This window comes from Marinicrinis lubricantis, from assembly GCF_042658665.1.
Classification (GTDB): domain Bacteria; phylum Bacillota; class Bacilli; order Paenibacillales; family KCTC-33676; genus Marinicrinis; species Marinicrinis lubricantis.
Map to the genome: position 1 here is coordinate 130,109 of NZ_JBHSQV010000036.1, position 23,541 is coordinate 153,649.

Below are 23,541 nucleotides of genomic sequence, written 5' to 3' on the forward strand. Positions count from 1 at the left end.
TTCTCAAGTTACCCGTTCACTTGCGGGATAAACTGTCTTAACGCGGTTAAAGCACGTTCGGCAATCGCTTCATTTTTCATTTTTTTGTTGCGAATTCTTTGCCCGAGCGGTGGGAACAATCCAAAATTCACATTCATCGGTTGGAAATTCGTAAATTCCGCCGTTGTAATATAGTATGCCATACTGCCTAAAGCGGTCTCTCTAGGAAAAACGACGGGCTCGCTGCCAGAAGCCAGCTTGGCTGCATTGATACCGGCAATTAATCCGGAAGCTGCTGATTCTACGTAGCCTTCCACGCCTGTCATTTGACCGGCAAAAAACAAGTTCGGCCGCTGTTTAAACTGATACGTCTTCTCCATTAGTTTGGGAGAGTTGATGAACGTATTTCGGTGCATCACGCCGTAGCGCACGATCTCCGCCTGCTCTAATCCAGGTATTAAGGAAAATACCCTTTTTTGATCTCCCCATTTCAAATGCGTTTGGAAGCCGACCATATTGTACAAAGTCCCCGCCGCGTTGTCCTGTCTCAATTGAATGACAGCATGAGGGGTTTTTCCTGTTCTGGGATCGGTTAGACCTACCGGTTTCATCGGGCCAAACAGCACCGTTTGCTTCCCGCGCTTCGCCATAACCTCGATGGGCATGCAGCCTTCAAAGAAGACTTCCTTCTCAAATTCTTTGAGAGGAGCGGTCTCGGCTGTAATTAAAGCGTCATAGAATCGATCGAATTCCTCTTCCGTCATAGGACAGTTCAAATACGCTGCCTCCCCTTTGTCATAACGAGAGGCAAGGAATACCTTGTCCATATCGATGGAATCTTTTTCAATGATCGGCGCTGCAGCATCATAGAAATATAAATAATCTTCACCGGTAATATTTCTTAAATTCTCCGACAATGCTGGCGAGGTTAATGGGCCCGTCGCCACCAGTGTAATTCCTTCAGTCGGCAGCTCCGTAATTTCTTCATTTCTTACCTCAATTAACGGGTGATTACGAAGCGTACGAGTCACTTCTCCGGTAAAGCCGTCCCGGTCTACCGCCAATGCACCGCCCGCAGGAACAGCATGCTTGTCCGCCGACTTCAATATCAGTGAATCAAGCTCCCGCATTTCCTGCTTGATAACCCCCACTGCATTCGTCAAGCCGTTCGCCCGCAGCGAATTGCTGCAGACGAGCTCGGCAAATTGGTCCGTATGATGTGCGGGTGTTTGTCTCAACGGCCGCATTTCATACAATACGACAGGGATTCCTCTTTTTGCGATTTGCCATGCCGCTTCGCTTCCCGCAAGCCCTGCGCCGATGACGGTTACTTTATTTGATTGCGATGACAATGATGTCGCCTCCTGTTTGGCACTAAAAATCATATATATGCTCAGGCGCTGCTAATAATTCGCTAATCACCTTTTCCTTCACTCAGTTAATCTTCCGGCAGCAGTTCCTTATGACTGCACTCCGTACATTGAATCGAGTTCTCTTTTTTCGTGCGTTTTTCTACCATCATGCCGCCGCAATTTGGACATGGTGCAGCTACCGGCTTATCCCACGAAACAAAATCGCATTCAGGGTAACGATCACAGCCGTAGAAGATGCGCCCTTTTTTACTGCGTCGCTCGACGACCTTCCCTTCCTTACATTTCGGACAGGTCACACCGATGTCTTTCACGATTGGCTTCGTATTTCGGCAATCCGGAAATCCAGAACACGCCAAAAACTTACCGAAGCGCCCCATTTTGTATACGAGCGGTTTACCGCATTTTTCACAAATTTCATCGGAAACCTCGTCTTGAATTTCGATTTCCTTCATTTCCTCCTCCGCAACCTCAAGCCGCTTTTTAAAGGAGGCATAAAATTCATCGAGAATTTCTACCCAATCTTCTTTTCCTTCTTCAACTTGGTCCAGTTCTTCTTCCATATTCGCCGTAAATTCCGTATCGAGAATTTCCGGGAAGAACTCTTCCATTAGTTGATTAATCAGTTCTCCCAATTCCGTAGGTACAAACTTTTTCTCCTCTAGCGCAACATACCCGCGTCTTTGGATCGTTTCCAATGTTGGCGCGTATGTGCTTGGACGGCCGATACCTTTTTCCTCCAGCGTTCGTACAAGCCGCGCTTCCGTATATCTTGGCGGCGGCTGCGTAAAGTGCTGCTTCGGTTCCTCGTTCTGCTTCTTTAACTGATCGCCTTTTTGCAGTGGCGGAAGAAACTTCTCCTCATCCGTCTGGCCATCATCGTTCCCTTCAACATATACCTTCATAAAACCAGGGAACTTCACTTTAGAGCCGTTTGCACGGAAGATGACGTCTCCAGCTGCTATATCGACTGTCATCGTATCCAGCACGGCAGAAGACATTTGGCTGGCTACAAACCGCTCCCAAACCAGCTTGTATAGTCGAAACTGATCTCTCGACAAATACGGCTTTACCTGATCTGGCTCTCTGAGCGTAGATGTCGGGCGTATCGCCTCATGGGCATCCTGTGCGCCTGCCGCCTTCTTCGTGTAGTTTCTTGGGGTTTCCGGAACGTAAGATGAACCAAACTTCTCACCGATATATTCTCTGGCTTCTTCTTGAGCCACAGGAGAGATTCGAGTGGAATCGGTACGCATATACGTGATCAAACCGACGGAACCTTCCTTGCCAAGATCTACCCCTTCATATAGCTGCTGAGCAACCGACATCGTCTTGGCTGCCCGGAAATTCAATTTTCTGGCTGCTTCCTGCTGCAGTGAACTGGTAATAAAGGGCGGTGCAGGATTGCGAAGCCGTTCTTTCTCCTTGACTTCCTGAACGACGAAATCCGAATTTGCGATCGAAGCTAAAATTTGCTTTACCTGCTCTTCATTCGTGAGTTCCGTCTTTTTTCCACCCACACTGTAAAATTTCGCTTCAAACGTCTGTTTGCCTATAGAGAACGTCATCGTAATGGACCAATATTCTTCAGGTTCAAATTGTTTGATTTCATTCTCACGGTCAATGACCAGCTTTAACGCAACGGACTGTACTCGGCCTGCAGATAAGCCTTTTTTGACTTTTTTCCAGAGCAGCGGACTAATCTTGTATCCAACAATTCGGTCCAGTATCCTTCGTGCCTGCTGAGCATTCACTAAATCCTTGTTGATCGTTCTTGGTGATTTGAATGCATCCTTGACGGCCTGTTTCGTTATTTCATTGAAAACGACTCTGCACGGCTCATCCTCGTTCAATTCAAGATAATGCGCCAAGTGCCATGCGATCGCTTCCCCCTCCCGGTCGGGGTCAGCTGCGAGATATACTTTTTTAACCTTTTTCCTAGCATCCTTCAATTCTTTAAGAATAGAACCTTTACCTCGAATGGTAATATATTTAGGCTCAAAATCACCTGATTCCAATTCGATTCCAATTTGACTTTTGGGGAGGTCTCGGATATGTCCCATGGAAGCTTTTACAATAAATTGTTTGCCTAAATATTTGCCAATCGTTTTGGCTTTCGCCGGTGACTCCACGATCACCAATGAATCCGCCATAGATTTCCCCCCTTGTTATGAATCCATATTTCGCATATAAGATGAACCGGGTAATTGAATAATCTGGGTTTTCAAAGTTAAATGTAACAAAACTGAATGCAAATGTCCAAATGTGAATTTACTTTTTTCTAATAATTGATCAAAAGTAAAGGACTCCGTCCCCTCAAACAACCGGATAATGAACCGCTCGTCCTCGGTTAATTCCGCCTCATCCTGCAAAGCGCCCTCATCGGACGCTTCCATAGAATGCAGTGACACTCGATGCTCATACTCTTCTAAGATATCACTGCAGCATGTTACTAATTTAGCACCTTGCTGAATCATTTTCAAAGTTCCTTGGCTTTGCTTCGAAAAAATGGGTCCTGGCACTGCGAACACATCCCTAGAATACTCCAAGGCATAATCTGCTGTAATGAGCGACCCGCTTCTTTCCGCCGCCTCAACGACGAGCGTTCCTAAGCTTAAGCCGGCAATAATCCGATTTCGAAGCGGAAATAAACCGGGGTGAAATGGAGTCCCCCAAGGCGATTCGGTCACTATGCAGCCTTTTTCAGCAATGCTCTGAAACAATGCACGGTGTTCTCTAGGATAGATTTGATCCAATCCCGTTCCTAATACCGCAATCGTGCTCCCTCTGCCCTGCAGCGCTCCGGTATGGGCTATTTTATCGATTCCTCTCGCCAATCCGCTAATGATGGTCAAACCTGTGTTTGACAGCTCTCTGGACAGCTTCTCTGCTGCTTGTTTCCCATAATACGTCGGGTGCCTCGTTCCTACCACGGCGAATGAGGGATATTTTAATCTGTTCTTATCTCCAAGCACATACAATACCCATGGAGGTGTCGAAATCTCTTTTAATAATGTGGGGTAATCATTGTCGAACGGTGTAATGATGTGTACATGATTCTCCATGTACACGGGCAAACGCACTTCGATCGTTTCTTCGATACGGATCGATTGGATCACTCGTGCCTGCTTCGCGGGTATTCCCGCTGCAAGCAATTTCGGGGTAGGCATGCGTAAAGCTTCGATAAGCGGCATCTGCAAGCTAGCAAGCTTATGGATGGTTTTCCATCCGATGCCATCTGTTTCTTGCAGCGCGAAAACGACTGCCGCATCCTCGGAAGCAAAATATGAATTGTATTCCATCCGTTTCAAACCTCTCTTCACATAAGAAATCATCATTTCTTTTCTTCTAAACGTGTGATTTGACGACTTGCCAATACGTCATGTTTAGATCACAAAAAAAAGCAACCTTCCAACTTTGAACAAGTTGAAAGGTTGCTTACCTTTATGACATCAAATTATTTTGTAATGCATTGATCCAGCAATCCTTTTTCCTCCAACACGGAAACGAGCGTAGATCCCATTTCGGAAGGTGTTGGAGCAACGCGGATACCGCAGGCTTCCATTACCTTAATCTTTTCAGCAGCCGTTCCTTTTCCTCCGGAAATAATAGCTCCTGCATGGCCCATTCTTTTTCCTGGAGGGGCCGTTTGTCCGCCAATAAACCCGACAACCGGCTTCGTCATATTCGCTTTGATCCATTCTGCTGCTTCTTCCTCTGCCGTTCCACCGATCTCACCGATCATAATAACGGCATATGTGTCAGGGTCCTCATTGAATCGTTTCAGCACGTCGATGAATTCCATCCCTTTTACAGGGTCACCGCCGATACCTACTGCAGAAGATTGCCCGATGCCGCGTGTCGTAAGCTGATGTACCGCCTCGTAAGTCAACGTTCCGCTGCGGGACACAACCCCCACGTGACCTGGAGTATGGATATATCCCGGCATAATACCAATCTTACATTCGCCAGGCGTAATGACTCCAGGACAGTTCGGCCCCACAAGCAGTGTCTTTTTGCCTTCCATGTAGCGCTTCACTTTCACCATATCCAGTACCGGAATGCCTTCCGTAATACAGATGACTAGATCCAGCTCAGCATCCACCGCTTCCATAATGGAGTCAGCTGCGAAAGCGGGTGGTACATAAATAACGGAGACATTCGCTCCTGTCGCTTCCTTCGCCTCGTTCACCGTATTAAAAACCGGAAGGGAAACCGTCTCACCGTTTTCCAATGTGATATCGATGTTCGTACCGCCCTTGCCTGGAGTTACCCCACCGACCATCTGTGTTCCATAATCCAATGCACCTTTTGTATGGAACAAACCTGTGGAACCTGTAATCCCTTGCGTGATCACTTTTGTATCTTTATTAATAAGAATGCTCATTGTAAGAATCCCTCCTCACCTATATTACTTCACGAGTGCAACGATTTTTTGCGCACCGTCAGCCATCGAATCCGCTGCTACAATGTTTAATCCCGATTCGTTCAGTATCTTCTTGCCAAGATCTACGTTCGTTCCTTCCAAACGAACCACCAAAGGACGGTCCAAACCGAGTTCCTTCGCTGCAGCCACAACACCTTCAGCAATGACATCACAACGCATAATGCCGCCGAAAATGTTAACGAAGATGCCTTTTACTTTTTCATCGGATAAAATAATTTTGAACGCTTCGGTTACTTTCTCCTTCGTTGCACCGCCCCCAACGTCGAGGAAGTTCGCAGGCTCCCCGCCGTAGTGCTTAATAATATCCATCGTAGCCATAGCCAATCCGGCACCGTTGACCATACAGCCGATGTTGCCGTCAAGGGCAATATAGCTTAAGTCGAACTTGGAAGCTTGAATTTCTTTTTCATCTTCTTCATCCAAATCGCGAAGTGCCAGGATGTCCTTATGACGGAACAATGCGTTCGAATCGAAGTTTAATTTCGCATCGAGCGCCATCACATTGCCATCACCGGTCACAACGAGTGGATTGATTTCCGCAATGGAGCAGTCCTTCTCGATGAAAGCATTATATAAGGCGGTCATAAATGATGCCGCTTTATTGACCAATTCACGTGGAATGTTAATGGAATATGCCAGTCTGCGCGCTTGAAACCCTTGCAAGCCTACTGCAGGATCAATCACTTCCTTGAAGATTTTCTCCGGTGTTTTCGCGGCAACCTCTTCAATCTCCGTACCGCCTTCCTCGGAAGCCATCATCACAACGCGCCCTGTAGATCTGTCAACGACGAGGCCGACATAGTATTCCTTCTTAATGTCGCAGCCCTGTTCAATCAACAGACGCTTGACTTCTTTGCCCTCTGGGCCGGTTTGGTGAGTAACGAGCACCTTGCCCAAAATCTCGTCGGCATATGTACGAACTTCATCCAAACTTTTTGCTACTTTTACACCGCCGGCTTTCCCCCGTCCTCCGGCATGGATTTGTGCCTTTACGACACAAACGGGAGTACCTAAATCCTTCGCTGCCTGTACAGCCTCTTCCACAGTAAATGCGACTCGTCCCTCAGGAACGGCAACGCCAAACTGTTTCAGCACTTCTTTTCCTTGGTACTCATGAATATTCATTTTCCTCTGCTCCTCCTATCATTTCTTGCTTATCTGAAAAGATGGTTGGAAATCCTGCTTTAGACGCAGTTTTTTCAAATGGTAATGTAACCGTTTCACTTCCGCGCCTTTCCTATTGTAACATGTTTGTCTACACGTTTCCTTATTTTTTTCAAAACGCATTCATAACTTTTTTGGATAAAACCTATGCCTAATCAACATAAGAACGAACCCGTCATGATCATGAGTTCAAAGCCAACTACTGTGTCATCGTTCACTTGCCTTTCCTTTTTTTATGTTCGTTTTGACTGTGAGTCGCGAAGAATAGGTTTCTTAACAGCAAAATCACATACTTACCAATAGGTCAATAAAAAGAGTCCCTTGCAGGGACTCTTTTTATTTTAGAGTTAATAGATCGTATCCATTTGAGCAGGCATTCTCGGCTCTCTTTCCGCCTGTTTAATAAATCTCATCTCATTGCCCGTGAAGCCGCAAACGTTGCATTGGATCGTTGGTTCCTCTTCCATCGACTGCTGAGCATCGCCTTCCTCAACAATCGCTCCGCTGATCGCATCCTTACGAAAAGGCTGTGTCATCTGGGTAATAAGACTGAATTTAATTCGGTTGGAACGGCAATTCGGACAAAAGTATGGGTTTTCCTGCACTGCAATCACCTCTTATCCATCAGATTAACCTTAGCTCTGACTTTTACTAAATCTCCACCATCATATTACGATATAGTTTTGTACGGATTGTTTATTTCTATACCTTGCACCAACTGCACAACCTTGGTAAATTAAAAAGGAATCAACTTGATGCGGATATAAGGAAGCACCTTTTCCGAGAATGATCGTAATGGAAAGGGTGTTTTTGGCATGTACGGAAAAGTATACAGCAGCTGCCTATACGGCATTGACGGGAAATTGATCGAGGTTGAAGTGGATATAAATAACGGCTTACCTGCGTTTCATTTGGTCGGTCTACCTGATTCAGCCATCAAGGAGTCGGTGGAAAGAGTCCGTTCGGCGCTGAAGAATTCCGGCTTTACGTTTCCGCAGCAGCGCATTACGGTGAATCTTGCACCAGCCGATTTACGAAAGGAAGGGGCATCCTTCGATTTGGCCATTGCTGCAGGAATCGTACTGGCTAGCGCTCAAATCCACTTTCCGGAAACAAACAAAGCACTGTTCATTGGTGAATTGTCTCTCGAAGGCGCATTGAGACCCGTTTCCGGGGTGCTTGCTATGCTTGAAGACGCTAGAAAAAAAGGCTTTGCCAAAGTATATTTGCCTAAAGCTAATGCAGAGGAAGCCGCGCTTGTTCATGGGATTGAGGTTGTTCCTTTAGAACACTTGAAGCAATGGAAAGACCCCCATTCCCTCATGTCATTTTCGAAATCGATCTCGGAGGATGAACCGGGAGAACAGACAGTTCATTGCGAAGAGGATTATGGAGATGTCAAAGGGCAGCATCATGCAAAAAGAGCGCTCATGATCGCTGCCGCGGGAATGCACAACATCCTGCTCATCGGACCTCCCGGAACCGGAAAAACGATGCTGCTGCGAAGACTGCCGACCATTCTTCCTTTATTGAATGAAGACGAAGCATTGGAGGTCACGAAAATATACAGTGCAAGCAGCAAGCTGGCACACCACGACCAATTAATCCGCAGGCGTCCTTTCCGTGCGCCGCACCATACGATATCTGCCGGAGGAATGATCGGCGGAGGGACAATTCCAAAGCCCGGCGAAGTAAGCTTAGCCCATCGCGGAGTGCTTTATTTAGATGAGCTGCCCGAATTTATGAAGCCTGTGCTGGAAGTGCTGCGGCAGCCGCTGGAGGACCGTCATGTAACAATCAGCAGGGCGAGAGCTTCCTTCACCTTCCCTGCACACTTTATCTTCGCTGCATCCATGAATCCTTGTCCATGCGGCTATGCGGGAAGCAGCCACCCGGAGCAGCAGTGCACCTGTACGGATATCAAAATTGACCATTATCGGTCGCGCATTTCGGGTCCTCTTCTGGACCGCATCGACCTTCAAGTTGAAGTTCCACCGCTCTCAGCGGAAGAAATTCAGGGCGGATCGTCCTCGATGTCCAGTAAAGACATGCGGCAGACTGTCATCCAGGCAATTAAGCTGCAGCAGGAACGTTATGCACAGCTTCCTATTCAATTTAACGGTGAATTGAGAGGCAAATGGCTCGGCAGGTTTGCTTCTCTCGGATCAGACACCAAAAAAATGCTGGATGATGCAGTCATTAAGCTCGGCATCAGCCTGCGTGCGTATGACCGGATCGTTAAAATCGCCCGCACGATCGCTGATATCGAAGGCTCTGAACAAATTGAAGTGCCTCATATCGCCGAAGCCATACAGTACAGATCCTTGGACTTGAGACGAAAGTAAAAGCATAAAGCGATGGATGAGTTGACAACCTAATGGTGTACTCATATGATCTCTCAAGCCAAAGGAGGAGCCGTAAATGATCGAAAATCTGGAAAGCAGCTATGACTGTGCCAATGCATCCGCAGATCTTCCGCAGTTGAAACAGGAGCTTGAAAAAATGAAAGCCGGTCACGACGGAACCACATTAAGTACCGAACGAATCAACCGGCTGGAAAACCAAATTCATTTTATTGAAAATAAATGCTTGAGAATGTAAACCAGCAGCCTCTTCCCGCTGCACGTTTGATAAGAAATGGAGCAAGTTAAAAGGCATAGGGGACATGGGTAATCTGCCATTTCCCATCAACCTTAAATTCCACACCGATGACATCAAAACGAATTTTCGCATCAAACCGCTGCTGCTGGTGAAGATACACCTCTGCCGTACGCCTCACCTGCAGCTGCTTCCGAGCATCGACGGCATCCAGAGCAGTTCCATAGGGACTGCTCTCCTGCTTGCTTCGAACCTCTACGAAAACAAGCTCCTCCCCATCCTCAGCAACAATATCGATCTCCCCAGATCGGCATCTCCAATTGCGATCTATGACGTAAACACCATTCAAAAGCAAAAAGCGGCAAGCCGCTTCCTCTGCCAACTGACCCTTCTGCTTTCGGTTCACCTTGAACTCATCCTTTCTCGTACAAAGCATCAGAGTTTCTTCCCGAATGAAGGTCTTGATCTGCTTTATAAATAAAAGCGAGCACCTCGGCGACCAACTGATACAGCTCCGTTGGAATTTGCTGATTCAAATCCAGCTTAGAGAGAACTTCGACTAATGATGGATCTTCCTGAACAGGGACCCCGTTCTCTCGGGCTAATTTCAATATGTTATCCGCCGTAACACCCGAACCTTTGGCTACGAGAATCGGCGCTTCCTGTTTTTCAGCGTCGTACTTTAGTGCGGCGGCTCTTTTCACATTCTTTTTATGATGTGATTCGGTCATAAACGTATATCTACCCCTCTGTATTCGGGAGGTGCCAGCTTTCGATGGACCTGTCCAAGAATGAAGGAATCGTTCATTTCTTCCTGTGAAGCAGCCACAGCCTGTCCTTCGGAAACCGGATAAGGAGCTTGATGCATGCCGCTTAATAAGAAGCCTAACGCCTTCATGCCTTCTTTCAGCTCAGCTCCATTGTCCTGCATCCATTCCTCCAACCCCGGTTCATCGTTCAGGACTCGAAGCTGTACGACTTGATTCGTGACCTGAACATCGATCATGGTATTCCCAAGTGATGCTAATTGAAGGTCGAATAGCAGCCTGCAGTTGTTTGCATCGATTTCACCCTTGCTCCCTCTGCGAGCCTGTACTGTAACCGATATATCTTTACCTTCCTGTTGAGGTCCAGAAGGCAAAATGAACGTCATATGCGACAGCATCGTTCCCCGTTCCTGACCCATCATCAGCTGCTGGCCGGTAATATGCTGCAGCAGCTGTGAGCTGGACTCCTTCAAGGAATGAGGCAGTTCTTCCAATTGCGCTAACTGAAGCAGCAGGCTTTTCACAGTCTCCTGTACTCCACGTCCTCCAGCTTCTCCCGCCTGCGATTCTCCTGCTTTCATACGTTGAAACTCTAAACCATCCCTATTTTGCTCGTACGGGAGCGTATCTGCCATGGTACGAAGCAGAAGCTTCCAGCTATCCCGTTCGTGATGTACTCCTAACTGTTTAAACCACTTCAGCAGCTCATGCTCACCGGATGGTGATGTAGAAACGCCTGTATGAACAGCTTCCCCCCCTTTAGCGGCCACGGCTTGGGCGCTCCGCCCTGCTTCAGAAGCAGATTGCTGACTAGACGCCACTTGATTAGATGTCTGATTTAACGAAGCACGCTTGTCCTGTCCTTGACCGTTCGCCGTGAGTTCACCGCTGCGAATCTCTGCACTTGGTACATGGTTGAGTTGATGAGGCGCCCCAGCACCTGGAGCTGCGCCCCCCGGAGGTGACACCACCGCAGCCGATGGAGGATTCGAATTGAACCCCGTCCGGGCCGATTCTGTACCGGCCGCAGCCATTTTCACCCCTCCAGCTTGAGCATGGCCTTCGGCGTTGCTGTTCGAAGGCACCGCTGCGCCAGATGGCTGCGTTGTGGAAGCTTGATCCGAGTGCGCGATACGATTTTGAAGGACGCTCAATCCTTTAAGCAGCTGCAGCAATCGAGCAGGTACTTCTGAAGCGGTCGAACCTGCGGCTGAGCCGCCGGCTGCTTGTGCAGTGCTTGTCCGCTCCGACTGAACATACTGCTCCAGCTCGCTTGTCATTTGCTTCAAAAGCTGCTGCATCGGCTCACCGAAACGAATTTGATGAACCGCCTGCAGCGATTCGCCCGTAAGCGGAAGACCTTTCTGCAGCATGAGTGCTGCAGTCTGTACCGTCTGCTGTGCAGGCATGCCTTTCGGAAGAGAGGACATCACGGTTAGCAGCTGCTTCGCTGTATTTTTTTCCAGCGGCATTTGGTTCTCCCGCATCAGCTGCAGCAGCTGTTTATGTTTTCCGTCCACGGGCAATGACCACGCCTTTAGGATTTGCTCCAGCGACTGTTTCTGCAGAGGCATCTGCGATTGCTCTAAAGGCTTGAACACAATATAGCCATTCTCGGATTCCGGCTGCACCTGCAAAAGCGTGCTTTGCCCTGGATTCAGCGGTGTTTGCAGCCTCGCTCTGACCGGCATTCCTTCGATTTGCAGCAGCGCTTCCGATTCGCTAAGCAGCTGCATGACTACGCCTTTAACCACTTGTCCAACCTTTAATTCTAATGCTTTCGCACTGCTCGGACGCGTATTTCCAAGCAGTGATCGCACCAGCATTCCTACATCCACAGCCCTGCTACCTCCTGACACTTACTTTTCTCTTATGGTATGTATATCGGCTGCTGTCGCCGTTTCTGTTAGCAGACGTGTCTCAAACCCTTAAAACAGCGTTTGCTGCTCTGCCAAGATATTGTTTAGAAACGATGTCCGATGCAGCGGACAAGGACCATAGGTGCGAATCGCTTCCCGGTGCTCCTTCGTTGCGTATCCCTTATGCTTGGCGATACCGTATTGTGGATACAGCTGGTCCCAGTGCACACACAGCCTGTCCCGCGTCACTTTGGCGATGATTGAGGCGGCTGCGATCGACTGGCTAAGACTGTCTCCTTTCACAATGGAAAGCTGCGGAATATCCGTTTCAATTCGCTCCGCATCGATAAGCAGATAATCGGGTACGATCTCCATTTGCCTTAGCGCTTTCTGCATTGCGAGCCGTGCCGCTTGCTTGATATTGATCCGATCGATTTCCTCAGCGGCTACTCTTCCGATTCCGATCGCGAGCGCTTGCTCTTGAATGATATCGTACAGCGCATCTCGCTTTTTCTCGCTCAGCTTCTTCGAATCCTGAATATCCTCACAAACAAAAGAAGAGGGGAGCACGACTGCTGCGGCGACAACGTCACCGAACAAGCAGCCTCTTCCCACCTCGTCAATGCCTGCAATATGTACTAAACCCCTATTCCATAACTCCTGCTCATAAGACAACATGATGTCATTTCTCTCCCTATGAATCCAGCTTTTTCAGTTCGTCATCTGTAACATCCTTATCCCCGTATTTTACCTTATTGTACAGCTCAATGACAGCTTGATTTCGTTTTTTCTCGTTCAAATCCATTTCCAATATGAACCTTCCAGTCTCTAGTGAAGTCCGGTTCGGCTTCTCCTCGAGGCCTTTCTTCACATACTTTCGAAGCATGCTCATATATTGATCTATCGCTTTTTCGCGATTGCTGACAGAAGTGAAACGGGAAAACAGCCTGCGTCCTCTCGGCTTGTTCTTTCCTTTGCCTGGATCCGTCTTCGGATCTGTAATCGCCTCTACTACGTCTTCGTAGGCTTCGCTGACTTCCCCTGATGACTGCTGCAGCTTTAGTGCAAGCCACTGCGAGAATCTCCTCAACAGCGGAATGGCTTTCTTCCATAAAAACCACAGGAGCACTGGAATGAGGAGGACAAGCAAGCCGATCACGAGATAAGACATCACTTGTTCCAACACTTCCAGAAACTTCGTCCACCACGTTTCCTCCGTTTCCTCTGTCGGAAACGGCGCCATAGGCTGCTGCGGCTGCATCGGTTCATTGATGATCTCGTCACTAGCTAAAAGATCATTCAGCCACCTGAAAAAAGCTGCTGCGCGCTCCTTGATCTCGTTCATCACCGTTCCCGCTGCATCCTGAATCCATTTCAAACTGAATAAAATAAACATTGCCGCCAGCAGGATGAATACCATGACGGCATTCAGCATCAGCGTCCGGCGCGGAATTTTCCGGCTGCTGCCGCCGTGTGACGCCTCATCCTTCAGATTGAATATATTCTGCATTCCAATGTAAATGACCAAAATAGAAATTCCAAGAACGGTCACTGCCGTTTGATAAGGCTCAAGCGGTTCAACTTTTGCAAATAAAAACACGGAAATAAAATAGCTCAGCAAACAAATCATATTTCGCAGTGTCTGTGAATTCCATGGAAGATGACTCGTAAACACGCCTCTTAAGTAGGCAAATAGATTCACAGCAGTCAAAAGCAGTACGCCAGCGATCCCATCCTCGATCAACACCGCTGCGGCTGCAGATGTAATGAGAGCAGAGAGAATAACACCATACATTCGCCACTTATGCGCCCTTTCCTTCCAGAGAGAACCCAGCGTATACAACAATGTAAATGCTGCTATCCATAACGGTAAGGAAGCCGTTTCCACGCCTTCTTGATTAAGTACGACATACAAGACTGTATATATTGGAAATATGAACAACTGCTCCGAGAGTCCTTTGACTAGCCGTTTCAGCAGAAGCATCATGCGCCCTCCTTCATGAAGCCGAGTGAAGCCATATCCAATAGCTGTACTTCACTTCCGGAACCTCGAAGCCGTTCGATACGTTCCAATACCTTGCTGTTCACCACAGAGGTAACGATTAAATAATCGACAGCGCCCTGCTGCCCCTGCTGCAGTTTCTCCAACAACTCGTAGAAATGGACAACCGGCTCGATCTTCAGCTTCGCCAGCTGCTCCTGAATCGTATCGAGATGCGCTGCACCGGATCCCTGCTCAATGACCAACGGCCGCTTTTCTTTCGTTTCAATATCATAGCCGTTGCAGGCAAAGCCGACAGGAACCTGCTTATCGGTTAAGTCAAAGGCGACCGCAGAGCAAGCACGGATCAGCTGTTCAATCCGCTCTTGATCGATGACTTCCTTCCATACTTCTTCCCGGTCTTCGACATTCAAGCAGATCATAATACTGTAATCTGCCGTAAAATCCTTGCGATGAACCTGCAGTTCATTCGTTCTTGCCGTCGCCTTCCAATGCACAGTATGCATCGGATCACCGGATTGATAAGGACGAGCGCCGGAGAAGAGAAATGGATCCGGCACAATCCATCTGCGTACAACCGTTTCACCGAGCCACTCGCGAGCAGGCAGCGGCAGCTCCTCGAGCGGCAGCGGCCTCGGAGTCACCAGCATGTGCATCGGTGTCTCGAACACTTTGTGCTTCTTCACAATACCAAGCAGATCACCAAAGGTCATCGTGACGGTGTTTAAGGTATAGCTGCCTCTGCGAATGCAGGTAAAATGATGCGTTCGTGTGATCTGCGTATACGGAAATAAGCTGAACAAGCTGGAATGGTTCTGCATCCTTTCGCCTTCCAGCACATCCACCGTCGCATCTTTTCTGAACTGCAGGCTGCTTGGAATCGCGGACTCCATACGCAGCCAAGGTACCGGAAGCCACTTGCGATTGGACACGCGTTCAACCATATGCGCTTCCTCCCCCTCCATACAAGAGCTCTTTGGAAAATATCGCTCATATGTAACCTTTCTCAAGCCCCATCTTGAGTAAATCCCCATCTGAACAAAAACGACCAACAGTGCGATAATAAAAAGCCAATACATACGATTTACAGCCTACCTAGAATACGCATGATCGACAGGCACCGGCACGGTTCCGAGCACTTGTTCCATAATGCCGCCGGCCGTCACGCCTTTCATCCGGGCCTGTGAGTTCAGCACTAGGCGATGCGAAAGGACGGGGGCTGCCATATGCTTTACATCATCCGGAAGAACATAATCCCTGCCTCCGCGTATAACGGCGCACGCTTGAGATGCTCTAAGCAGTGACTGACAGCCGCGGGGGCTTACGCCGTGCACCACATCGGCATGTTTCCGAGTCTCTTCTGCAAGCTGCACGATGTATCCAAACAGCTCATCGGTCACCCGAACTTGTCCAATCCGCTGCTGCGCAACTGCTATATCCTCGGGACGAACAACGGCTTCCAGCTGGTCCAAGGGATTTTCCGCTTGGAAACGCTTTAAAATTTGCACAGCTTCATCCTTCTCTGGATATCCCATCGCCGTTTTAATTAAAAATCGATCGAGCTGTGCCTCCGGCAAAGGATACGTGCCATGGTTTTCAACCGGATTTTGCGTTGCAATGACCAAAAACGGTCTTTCCAGCGGCATCGTGACGCCGTCGATCGTCACTTGGCGTTCCTCCATACATTCCAACAAGCTCGATTGCGTTCTTGGTGTAGCCCGGTTAATTTCATCCGCCAGCAATATGTTCGTGAACACGGGACCGGGACGAAATTCGAATTCACTTGTCTTTTGATTAAAATAATGAATTCCTGTTATATCGCTCGGCAGAAGATCCGGTGTGAACTGCACTCTTTTGGCACTTCCACCCATCGATTTCGCGAGTGCTTTGGCCAGCATCGTTTTTCCTGTTCCCGGAACATCCTCCAACAGTACATGACCAGCAGCAAAAATACCGACCAGAAGGTGCTCGATCACCTCCTGTTTTCCTACGATGACCTTTCCGATGGAACTTGATAGTCTATTGGCTGTCTCTTTCATCTGCTCAAATTGCATGATTTCCCCTCCATATCGGCATCTATACAACTCATATTTTTTCATTATATTCCATATTGTAAAGGTTTTCGCAAGGAAAAACAAAAAAAACCTTGCAGTCTCCACTAGAGATTTACAAGGTCCATTTGCTTCAACAATCGATCTAACGCTCATGCCTATTATTTAGACGTATAACTATATTTCGCGCACTCACAACGCTTCAAAATCGGACGGCCGCTCCAAGCTGATTCGCCCCAGCTTCTCCGTTCTTAGATCCCTCAAAATCACATTTGATGCTTTTTCCAGATTGACACTGCCCCCGCTCTGAAGACAGCCTCTTTTTCGACCGATCTGCTCCATCAGCTCCACAACCTCATGAGGGTTTTCCGTATCCTCTGGAAGCTGTTCAATTCCATAACGTTCTTCCAAGGCCTTAGGATACTCGCGAATCAAATATTTCAATATATAGAAAGCGATATCTTCCGAGTTTAAAATTTCGTCTTTAATCGCACCCGTAGCAGCTAGATGATAACCTACCCATTCTTCTTCGAATTTAGGCCACAGTATTCCTGGTGTATCGAGCAGCTCCAGCTCACTTCCGATTCGAATCCACTGCTGCGCTTTCGTGACTCCCGGACGGTCGCCTGTCGCGGCTGCACTTCTCCCCGCTAATCGGTTGATCAGTGTACTTTTTCCGACATTGGGAATGCCCACGATCAATGCTCGAACGGCACGAGGCTGTATTCCCTTCCTGCCCATCGCCGCAAACTTGTCCGCCATTTTCTCTTTGGCAGCTTCCGTAATTTCTTTGACCCCTTTTCCGGTCGTCGATTCTACCGGCAGCGCCTTCAGTTTTCGATCTGCAAAATACCTAATCCATTCCTTCGTTATGCGTTCATCTGCAATATCCGCTTTATTCAGAAGGACGATTCTCGGCTTTTGGGCCAAAATATCGTCAATCATCGGATTTCGGCTCGACAGCGGTATGCGCGCATCCAACAGCTCGATCGCAACATCGATCAGCTTCAGTCGTTCTTCAATTTGTCGTCTTGCTTTCGCCATATGGCCTGGAAACCATTGAATACTCATGATTTCACCTCCGGTTCGGAATGCTGAATGACTTCAAAATGCCTTAACGGCCAAAAAATAAGATCCGCTCTCCCAACGACCTGATCGATTGGGATGAAACCAATCTCTTGATTTCGGCTATCGTTGCTCGAAGGCCGGTTATCTCCCATGACGAACAGCATTTGATCTGGTACTACCACAGGGACAATGCCTTCATTCGTAATTTTGAAATTTCTCAGCTGATTATAAAGTGTTCCCTGCTCATGTGCCTGTCTTACAGACTCTGCTATATAGGGTTCCCAAACGATCTGTCCATTTATATATACGTCGTCTCCCTTGACCATAATTCGGTCTCCAGGCAGCGCGATTACTCGTTTTATGTAGTCCTTTTGCTCCGAAGCGTGAAATACGATGACTTCACCGCGTTTTGGCTCCCGAAGCTTATAAATCATCTTGTTTACCATGACCCGGTCATTATGATAAAAATTCGGTTCCATGGATTCACCCGATACGACCGTGGGACTCACCACGTACCATCGCAGCAAAATAACGACGACAAGGGCGATTGCAATGGCCAGTATCCATTCTCTCCATTGTGACTTGGCAGCAGCTACGTCGTCCATGGCAGTTCATTCCTTCGTTCATATTTCGGTCGGATGGAGTTTTATGGCAAGAATATCACTGGAATCATTTTTGATTGATAGGCTGACCCGTCCTGAATTTGAAAAAAGGAGACTTGATCACAAGTCCCCTTCCTGCATTATTATCTGCGAATTTCTTGAATTCTAGCAGCTTTACCACGAAGATTACGCAGGTAGTACAGTTTCGCACGGCGAACTTTACCACGACGCATCACTTCGATTTTATCGATTTTCGGCGTGTGAAGCGGGAACGTTCTCTCTACCCCAACACCATAAGATACTTTACGAACGGTAAAGGTTTCGCTGATTCCGCCGCCGCGGCGCTTGATAACAACCCCTTCAAACACCTGGATACGTTCGCGGGATCCCTCAACGACCTTAACGTGTACTCTGAGTGTATCTCCCGGACGGAATGCCGGAATATCTTTGCGCAGCTGCTCTTGAGTAAGCTCTTTTAAAAGTTCTTGATTCATAGTGATGACCTCCTTCCACACAGGTGTTCGTACCGTCTCCATGATCGGCTGATTGGCAGCCGTATACCGGCAGAGGACCACCGTACTAAACCAACAGGCATTAGTTTATCATATCCGGGACATAAAGACAATAGTTTATCTGCAGTTAACGTACATTATTCATCATCCTGCTCAAATTGCTTCAACCACTGCTGTTCTTCTTTGTTCAGCTCCAGACCTTCGAGAAGATCTCTGCGCCTCTTCCAAGTTCTTCGCAGTGATTCTTTGCGGCGCCATTTTTCGATGTTCTCATGATGGCCGGACAGCAGCACTTCAGGAACCTCCCACTCTCTAAATATCGGAGGTCGAGTGTAGTGTGGATGCTCCAGCAAGCCAGTGCTGTGTGAATCCGTCACAGCTGAAATCTCATTGCCTAGCACGCCCGGCAATAGTCTCACGACACTATCGATGACCGCCATCGCAGGAATTTCTCCGCCGGTCAACACATAATCGCCAATTGAAATTTCATCGGTGACCAAATACTTCCGAATGCGTTCATCATATCCCTCATAATGACCGCATATAAAAATCAAGTGCTCCTCCTGTGCCAGCTCCTCCGCCTTGCTTTGGCGGTATGGTTTACCCTGCGGGCACATTAAGATGACTCTCGGCTTCTTCTCCGTACCTTCGGTTAAATGCTCTACCGCTGAGAAGATGGGCTCAGGCTTCAGCACCATTCCACCGCCTCCCCCGTACGGGTAGTCATCAACCGTCTGATGCTTGTTCGTGGAGAAATCCCTGAAATTAATGGTTTGAAAATGAACCTTGCCTTTTTCTCTCGCTTTTCCGATGATGCTTTCCTCAAAGAAAGGCTCAAACAAGCGGGGGAATATGGTCAGCACATCAATTTTCATTTTACAGCAGCCCTTCCATGAGATGAATCTTTACCAGCTGTTCCTCCACATCCACTTCCAATACGACCTCGTCTATATACGGAATGAGAATGTCCTTGCCGCTCTTGCCTTTCACAACCCATACATCGTTTGCTCCCGTACTCAATATTTCCTTGATCGTCCCCAGCTCTTCGCCTTCCTCCGTCACAACGCGGCAGCCGACAATCTCATAATAATAAAACTCATCTTCCTCCAGCTCGGCCAGTTGATCCTCGGTGACGTTTAATGTGCCGCCTTTATATTGCTCGACCTCATTAATATTTTGGATCCCCTCGAATCGGAGAATATATGTACCTTTATGTGCTCTCGCATCCGCTACTTTAAACGGGATCGGTTCACTCAAGCTGGGATGATCCAGCCAAAGCTCACTGCCTTTTGCAAACCTCAGTTCTTCAAAATCGGTTGTCGAGACCACCTTCAATTCGCCTCGAATACCATGGGTATTCACTACTTTACCGACCTTAAACAATTTCCCGCTCATAGTACTCCCTCCTTTCCATCGTTGATACTGCAATGATTCTCTTTTGAAAATATACATGTCCTTGCGTCAAAAATCAATGTACCCCGCATATGCTCCCCAGGATGAATAGAAAAAAGAGGCTAGGAATGCTCCTAGCCCCTTTTAAATGTGGTCTATTATGATTGAATATCCACAATCACTTTTTTGTTCATCTTCACAGCTACCGATGTGACGACGGTTCGCATCGCTTTCGCAATTCGGCCTTGCTTGCCGATCACTTTGCCTACGTCCTCTGGATGGACGGAAAGCTCATACACGACCGCATGATCCTTTTCCGTTTCCTCCACACGCACATCTTCTGGATGATCAACGAGCGCTTTCGCAATAACTTGGATCAGCTCTTTCATGATCAAGAACCTCCAGCCTATAGTTACTTCTGCAGCTTAGACTCGTGGAATTTCTTCATAATACCAGCTTTGCTGAACAAGCTGCGAACCGTATCAGAAGCTTGCGCTCCCGTTTGCAGCCATTTCAACGCTTTTTCTTCATCGATCTTCACCTCAGCAGGTTGAGCTACTGGATTGTAGTAGCCAATCTCCTCGATAAAGCGGCCGTCTCTTGGAGAACGGGAATCGGAAACGACCAAACGGTAGAAAGGAGCTTTGTGAGCACCCATACGTTTCAAGCGAATACGTGTTGCCATGTCAAATTCACCTCCTTACAATATTTAACCCAAAAAGCGATCTTCATGCTTCGAAGCTTATGCGGTTCCTTTTCGGGCGGCCTCATTTAATGAGGCTAGCAATCAAAATGGAAATTTAAAGCCTTTGCCCAGCTTTTTCATTTGCTTTTTGTTGCCCATCATGCTGGAAAACTGCTTCATCATTTTTCGCATTTCCTCGAACTGCTTGATGAGGCGGTTGACTTCCTGAATCGAGTTGCCGCTGCCTTCCGCAATCCGCTTGCGACGGCTTGCGTTCAAGAGCTCGGGGTTCTGCTTCTCTTCCTTGGTCATCGATTTGACAATCGCCACCACTCGTGCCATCTGCTTCTCATCGACGTTCAGGTTCTTCATGCCCTTCATCTTGCCCATGCCAGGCAGCATGTCGAGCACTTGATCGAGCGGACCCAGCTTCTTCACCTGCTCCATCTGCTCAAGGAAATCTTCAAAGGTGAATTCCGCTTTGCGCATTTTGCGTTCAAGCTCTTTTGCCTTTTCCGTATCGATCGTCGTCTGCGCCTTTTCTATCAGTGTCAGCATATCGCCCATGCCAAGAATCCGGGATGCCATCCGTTCCGGGTGGAACGGCTCAAGCGCATCCAGCTTCTCACCCATCCCGGCGAACTTGATTGGACAACCGGTGACCGCTTTGACCGAAATGGCGGCACCGCCGCGCGTATCCCCGTCCAGCTTCGTCAGCACAATGCCGCTTAGCTCGAGCTGATGATGAAAGCTCTCAGCCACATTGACAGCTTCTTGTCCAATCATCGCATCTACAACAAGCAGCACTTCGTCCGGCTGAACAGCGTCCTTAATCTGCTTCAGCTCTTCCATTAAGCTTTCATCGATCTGCAGCCGGCCGGCGGTATCGATAATGACATAGTCGTGATGCTCCTGCTTCGCCTGTTCAATCCCCTGCTTCGCAATCTCCACCGGACTTACCTGATCGCCTAACGCAAATACAGGCACCTTAAGCTGTTCACCTAACGTCTGCAGCTGTTTGATCGCAGCAGGCCTGTAAATATCAGCGGCAACCAACATCGGCTTATGATTTTGCTTTTGGAGCAGCTTAGCCAGCTTACCGGAAGCTGTCGTTTTCCCTGCACCTTGCAGACCCACCATAAGGATGACAGTCGGCGGCCGATTGGACTTCGCCAGCTTGCTCTGTGCACCGCCCATCAGCTCGGTCAGCTCTTTATTGACGATATCAATGACGACCATGGCCGGCGTAAAGCTTTTCATCACTTCTTGCCCGATCGCTTTTTCTTTCACTTTGGAGATAAACTCTTTTACCACTTTAAAGTTGACGTCGGCTTCTAGCAGAGCCAAACGCACTTCCCGCATGGCATCATTAACGTCTTCCTCGGATACCTTTCCTTTACCCTTCAGCTTGCTGAACACGTTCTGCAATCTGCTGGACAATCCTTCAAAAGCCATGATCGTTCACCTCCTGCTCTGATGCTTTCTAATCCAGCTCCTCGAGCTGTTCCAACCATTGTATCATATCAGCATGGTCCGGTTCACCACTGGATACCGCTTCACGAAGCTGCTCCAACAGCTGCACTCTTGATTCATGCTTTCGGACCAGGTTCAATTTCGTTTCATAATCTTCCAGCGTCTGCTCTGCACGCTTCAAATGGTCATTTACAGCCTGGCGGCTCGTTGAAACCAAATCCGCAATTTCACTCAGCGAAAAGTTGTCCACATAATAATACCGCAATACGGATCGCTGCTTTTCCGTGAGCAGAGGCTCGTAAAAATCCATCAATAAATTGATGCGGATTACTTTTTCCAAAACCTCCATGCTGCATCCTCCTTACGGCAGTGCGCATCTCAATCATCATCTAGGTCAAAACAAAACACCGCATCTGAGAACAATCCCTATCATATACGATAGACAGATGCGGTGTCAAGTATTTTTCCTTGTCAGCATAAAGTGAGTATTTTCAGCGCTTTACCATCACTGACCCGATTAAAGTGCTTCTCCCTGCTTCGACTCTTCCTTCTGAATAAAATCGGAAAACAGCGCATGAACGAATTGTTCGGAATCGAAGTCCTGCAGATCGTCCATCTTCTCTCCCAGCCCGACCAATTTCACGGGGATGTTCAACTCCTGACGGATGGCGATCGCAATACCGCCTTTCGCTGTACCGTCCAGCTTCGTCAGCACCAAGCCTGTGACTCCGGTTTTCTCACCAAACAGCTTAGCCTGTGACAGCGCATTTTGTCCCGTTGTTGCATCGAGTGCCAGCAGCACCTCATGAGGAGCATCGGGAATTTCACGCTGAATGACGCGGTATATTTTGCTCAGCTCCTCCATCAAGTTCACTTTGTTCTGCAGACGTCCCGCCGTATCGCACAGCAGGATGTCAGCGCCTCTGTTCTGCGCTGCCTTCAGTGCATCATAGATGACAGCCGCAGGATCAGATCCCGCCTGCTGCTTAATGACGGGAGCGCCGACTCTTTCGCCCCAAACCTCAAGCTGCTCAATCGCCCCTGCACGGAACGTATCCCCCGCAGCCAGTACGACCTGTTTGCCTTCCTGCTTGAAGCGATGCGCCAGCTTGCCGATGGTCGTTGTTTTGCCCACTCCGTTCACACCGACAAACAGGATGACGGTCAGTCCACTCGGATTCAGCCTTAACTGGCTGTCCTCTTCGCCTTCTCCCTTCAAGAGATCAACGAGCTTTTCTGACAGCACGGGCTGCAGATCCACCGGATCCTCGATTTTCCGGGCACGAACCTCTTTTCTCAACTGGTCGATAAGTTCCATAACCGTACCTACCCCGACATCAGCGGTAATCAGAATTTCTTCCAGCTCTTCGTAAAATTCTTCATCGATCTTCTTGCGCCGCGTAATCAAATCCTCGACTTTCTCCACAAAAGCGCTTCTTGTTTTCGTCAGACCGTCTTTGAATTTATTTGTCACTGCTTCGGTCTTGGTTGAGATCGTTTCCTTCAATCGTTTGAAAAAACTCATAAACAGCCTCCCATCTTTCCCTATCCTCTTCTTCTCAATCGATCGGC

The 23,541-nt window shown here is 48.2% G+C and carries 25 protein-coding genes; 2 read left to right on the forward strand and 23 right to left on the reverse strand.

Annotated elements, in window-relative coordinates; translation table 11 throughout:
- Positions 1-8 precede the first annotated feature (8 nt).
- From trmFO to ACFPXP_RS07450, 6 genes are all read right to left on the reverse strand, one after another.
- On the reverse strand, positions 9-1,331 hold the full coding sequence (gene trmFO / locus ACFPXP_RS07425) for an FADH(2)-oxidizing methylenetetrahydrofolate--tRNA-(uracil(54)-C(5))-methyltransferase TrmFO (protein WP_379893595.1): 1,323 nt from the start codon (positions 1,329-1,331) through the stop codon (positions 9-11).
- 86 nt (positions 1,332-1,417) lie between these two features.
- Positions 1,418-3,502, reverse strand: a complete 2,085-nt coding sequence (gene topA / locus ACFPXP_RS07430) for a type I DNA topoisomerase (protein WP_379893596.1) — start codon at positions 3,500-3,502, stop codon at positions 1,418-1,420.
- Positions 3,503-3,517: 15 nt separating this feature from the next.
- The gene (gene dprA / locus ACFPXP_RS07435; RefSeq protein WP_379893597.1) at positions 3,518-4,687 is read right to left on the reverse strand and encodes a DNA-processing protein DprA; all 1,170 of its coding nucleotides are present in this window, start codon (positions 4,685-4,687) and stop codon (positions 3,518-3,520) included.
- Between the two features lie 119 nt (positions 4,688-4,806).
- Positions 4,807-5,736, reverse strand: a complete 930-nt coding sequence (sucD, locus tag ACFPXP_RS07440) for a succinate--CoA ligase subunit alpha (RefSeq protein WP_379893598.1) — start codon at positions 5,734-5,736, stop codon at positions 4,807-4,809.
- A gap of 24 nt (positions 5,737-5,760) precedes the next feature.
- The gene (gene sucC / locus ACFPXP_RS07445) at positions 5,761-6,921 is read right to left on the reverse strand and encodes an ADP-forming succinate--CoA ligase subunit beta (protein WP_379893599.1); all 1,161 of its coding nucleotides are present in this window, start codon (positions 6,919-6,921) and stop codon (positions 5,761-5,763) included.
- A gap of 386 nt (positions 6,922-7,307) precedes the next feature.
- Entirely contained in the window at positions 7,308-7,565 is a 258-nt protein-coding gene (locus ACFPXP_RS07450) for a hypothetical protein (protein ID WP_379893600.1), read from the reverse strand.
- Positions 7,566-7,775: 210 nt separating this feature from the next.
- On the opposite strand from ACFPXP_RS07450, the gene ACFPXP_RS07455 reads away from it, so the two are divergent.
- Together ACFPXP_RS07455 and ACFPXP_RS07460 are read left to right on the forward strand one after the other, a co-directional pair.
- Positions 7,776-9,305, forward strand: coding sequence for a YifB family Mg chelatase-like AAA ATPase (locus ACFPXP_RS07455; protein ID WP_379893601.1), 1,530 nt, complete (start codon positions 7,776-7,778; stop codon positions 9,303-9,305).
- A 76-nt stretch (positions 9,306-9,381) separates the two neighbouring features.
- Positions 9,382-9,561, forward strand: coding sequence for a DUF2524 domain-containing protein (locus ACFPXP_RS07460; protein WP_379893602.1), 180 nt, complete (start codon positions 9,382-9,384; stop codon positions 9,559-9,561).
- A gap of 46 nt (positions 9,562-9,607) precedes the next feature.
- Here ACFPXP_RS07460 and ACFPXP_RS07465 read toward each other — a convergent pair whose 3' ends face one another.
- The 17 genes from ACFPXP_RS07465 to ftsY all read right to left on the reverse strand — a co-directional run bounded on the left by ACFPXP_RS07465 (position 9,608) and on the right by ftsY (position 23,494).
- A complete protein-coding gene (locus ACFPXP_RS07465; RefSeq protein WP_379893603.1) occupies positions 9,608-9,964 on the reverse strand; it encodes a YraN family protein in 357 nt (118 codons plus the stop codon).
- A gap of 7 nt (positions 9,965-9,971) precedes the next feature.
- Positions 9,972-10,289 (reverse strand): EscU/YscU/HrcU family type III secretion system export apparatus switch protein, encoded by a 318-nt coding sequence (locus tag ACFPXP_RS07470; protein WP_379893604.1) that lies wholly within the window; start codon positions 10,287-10,289, stop codon positions 9,972-9,974.
- The gene (locus ACFPXP_RS07475; RefSeq protein ID WP_379893605.1) at positions 10,286-12,163 is read right to left on the reverse strand and encodes a hypothetical protein; all 1,878 of its coding nucleotides are present in this window, start codon (positions 12,161-12,163) and stop codon (positions 10,286-10,288) included. Before ACFPXP_RS07475 ends, ACFPXP_RS07470 begins: the two co-directional genes overlap by 4 nt.
- 90 nt (positions 12,164-12,253) lie before the next feature.
- A complete protein-coding gene (locus ACFPXP_RS07480) occupies positions 12,254-12,886 on the reverse strand; it encodes a ribonuclease HII (RefSeq protein WP_379893689.1) in 633 nt (210 codons plus the stop codon).
- A complete protein-coding gene (locus ACFPXP_RS07485) occupies positions 12,879-14,171 on the reverse strand; it encodes a hypothetical protein (RefSeq protein WP_379893606.1) in 1,293 nt (430 codons plus the stop codon). Before ACFPXP_RS07485 ends, ACFPXP_RS07480 begins: the two co-directional genes overlap by 8 nt.
- The gene (locus tag ACFPXP_RS07490; RefSeq protein ID WP_379893607.1) at positions 14,168-15,130 is read right to left on the reverse strand and encodes a DUF58 domain-containing protein; all 963 of its coding nucleotides are present in this window, start codon (positions 15,128-15,130) and stop codon (positions 14,168-14,170) included. The genes ACFPXP_RS07485 and ACFPXP_RS07490 overlap by 4 nt, the downstream gene beginning before the upstream one ends.
- 147 nt (positions 15,131-15,277) lie before the next feature.
- Positions 15,278-16,240, reverse strand: a complete 963-nt coding sequence (locus tag ACFPXP_RS07495; RefSeq protein ID WP_379893608.1) for an AAA family ATPase — start codon at positions 16,238-16,240, stop codon at positions 15,278-15,280.
- Between the two features lie 189 nt (positions 16,241-16,429).
- A complete protein-coding gene (gene ylqF, locus ACFPXP_RS07500; protein WP_379893609.1) occupies positions 16,430-17,308 on the reverse strand; it encodes a ribosome biogenesis GTPase YlqF in 879 nt (292 codons plus the stop codon).
- Positions 17,305-17,910, reverse strand: coding sequence for a signal peptidase I (gene lepB / locus ACFPXP_RS07505; RefSeq protein ID WP_379893610.1), 606 nt, complete (start codon positions 17,908-17,910; stop codon positions 17,305-17,307). The genes ylqF and lepB overlap by 4 nt, the downstream gene beginning before the upstream one ends.
- Positions 17,911-18,050: 140 nt before the next feature.
- Complete coding sequence (gene rplS / locus ACFPXP_RS07510) at positions 18,051-18,401, reverse strand: 50S ribosomal protein L19 (protein WP_379893611.1); 351 nt, start codon at positions 18,399-18,401, stop codon at positions 18,051-18,053.
- A 155-nt stretch (positions 18,402-18,556) separates the two neighbouring features.
- Positions 18,557-19,294, reverse strand: coding sequence for a tRNA (guanosine(37)-N1)-methyltransferase TrmD (gene trmD, locus ACFPXP_RS07515; protein ID WP_379893612.1), 738 nt, complete (start codon positions 19,292-19,294; stop codon positions 18,557-18,559).
- Position 19,295: 1 nt separating this feature from the next.
- On the reverse strand, positions 19,296-19,814 hold the full coding sequence (gene rimM / locus ACFPXP_RS07520; RefSeq protein WP_379893613.1) for a ribosome maturation factor RimM: 519 nt from the start codon (positions 19,812-19,814) through the stop codon (positions 19,296-19,298).
- 155 nt (positions 19,815-19,969) lie between these two features.
- On the reverse strand, positions 19,970-20,200 hold the full coding sequence (locus ACFPXP_RS07525; protein WP_379893614.1) for a KH domain-containing protein: 231 nt from the start codon (positions 20,198-20,200) through the stop codon (positions 19,970-19,972).
- Positions 20,201-20,223: 23 nt separating this feature from the next.
- Complete coding sequence (gene rpsP / locus ACFPXP_RS07530; protein WP_379893615.1) at positions 20,224-20,496, reverse strand: 30S ribosomal protein S16; 273 nt, start codon at positions 20,494-20,496, stop codon at positions 20,224-20,226.
- Between the two features lie 102 nt (positions 20,497-20,598).
- On the reverse strand, positions 20,599-21,951 hold the full coding sequence (gene ffh, locus ACFPXP_RS07535; protein WP_379893616.1) for a signal recognition particle protein: 1,353 nt from the start codon (positions 21,949-21,951) through the stop codon (positions 20,599-20,601).
- 28 nt (positions 21,952-21,979) lie between these two features.
- On the reverse strand, positions 21,980-22,318 hold the full coding sequence (locus tag ACFPXP_RS07540) for a putative DNA-binding protein (RefSeq protein ID WP_379893617.1): 339 nt from the start codon (positions 22,316-22,318) through the stop codon (positions 21,980-21,982).
- Between the two features lie 168 nt (positions 22,319-22,486).
- The gene (ftsY, locus tag ACFPXP_RS07545) at positions 22,487-23,494 is read right to left on the reverse strand and encodes a signal recognition particle-docking protein FtsY (protein ID WP_379893618.1); all 1,008 of its coding nucleotides are present in this window, start codon (positions 23,492-23,494) and stop codon (positions 22,487-22,489) included.
- Between the last annotated feature and the right edge of the window lie 47 nt (positions 23,495-23,541).

Coding starts and splice junctions, on each gene's coding strand:
- ylqF (WP_379893609.1), bottom strand. CDS start 17,308: ATGAGTATTCAATGGTTTCCAGGCCATATGGCGAAAGCAAGACGACAA.
- ACFPXP_RS07485 (WP_379893606.1), bottom strand. CDS start 14,171: ATGATGCTTCTGCTGAAACGGCTAGTCAAAGGACTCTCGGAGCAGTTG.
- rimM (WP_379893613.1), bottom strand. CDS start 19,814: ATGAGCGGGAAATTGTTTAAGGTCGGTAAAGTAGTGAATACCCATGGT.
- ACFPXP_RS07470 (WP_379893604.1), bottom strand. CDS start 10,289: ATGACCGAATCACATCATAAAAAGAATGTGAAAAGAGCCGCCGCACTA.
- lepB (WP_379893610.1), bottom strand. CDS start 17,910: ATGGACGACGTAGCTGCTGCCAAGTCACAATGGAGAGAATGGATACTG.
- trmD (WP_379893612.1), bottom strand. CDS start 19,294: ATGAAAATTGATGTGCTGACCATATTCCCCCGCTTGTTTGAGCCTTTC.
- rplS (WP_379893611.1), bottom strand. CDS start 18,401: ATGAATCAAGAACTTTTAAAAGAGCTTACTCAAGAGCAGCTGCGCAAA.
- ACFPXP_RS07525 (WP_379893614.1), bottom strand. CDS start 20,200: ATGAAAGAGCTGATCCAAGTTATTGCGAAAGCGCTCGTTGATCATCCA.
- ACFPXP_RS07455 (WP_379893601.1), top strand. CDS start 7,776: ATGTACGGAAAAGTATACAGCAGCTGCCTATACGGCATTGACGGGAAA.
- ftsY (WP_379893618.1), bottom strand. CDS start 23,494: ATGAGTTTTTTCAAACGATTGAAGGAAACGATCTCAACCAAGACCGAA.
- ACFPXP_RS07540 (WP_379893617.1), bottom strand. CDS start 22,318: ATGGAGGTTTTGGAAAAAGTAATCCGCATCAATTTATTGATGGATTTT.
- ACFPXP_RS07460 (WP_379893602.1), top strand. CDS start 9,382: ATGATCGAAAATCTGGAAAGCAGCTATGACTGTGCCAATGCATCCGCA.
- ACFPXP_RS07495 (WP_379893608.1), bottom strand. CDS start 16,240: ATGCAATTTGAGCAGATGAAAGAGACAGCCAATAGACTATCAAGTTCC.
- sucD (WP_379893598.1), bottom strand. CDS start 5,736: ATGAGCATTCTTATTAATAAAGATACAAAAGTGATCACGCAAGGGATT.
- dprA (WP_379893597.1), bottom strand. CDS start 4,687: ATGATGATTTCTTATGTGAAGAGAGGTTTGAAACGGATGGAATACAAT.
- ACFPXP_RS07490 (WP_379893607.1), bottom strand. CDS start 15,130: ATGGTTGAACGCGTGTCCAATCGCAAGTGGCTTCCGGTACCTTGGCTG.
- sucC (WP_379893599.1), bottom strand. CDS start 6,921: ATGAATATTCATGAGTACCAAGGAAAAGAAGTGCTGAAACAGTTTGGC.
- topA (WP_379893596.1), bottom strand. CDS start 3,502: ATGGCGGATTCATTGGTGATCGTGGAGTCACCGGCGAAAGCCAAAACG.
- ffh (WP_379893616.1), bottom strand. CDS start 21,951: ATGGCTTTTGAAGGATTGTCCAGCAGATTGCAGAACGTGTTCAGCAAG.
- rpsP (WP_379893615.1), bottom strand. CDS start 20,496: ATGGCAACACGTATTCGCTTGAAACGTATGGGTGCTCACAAAGCTCCT.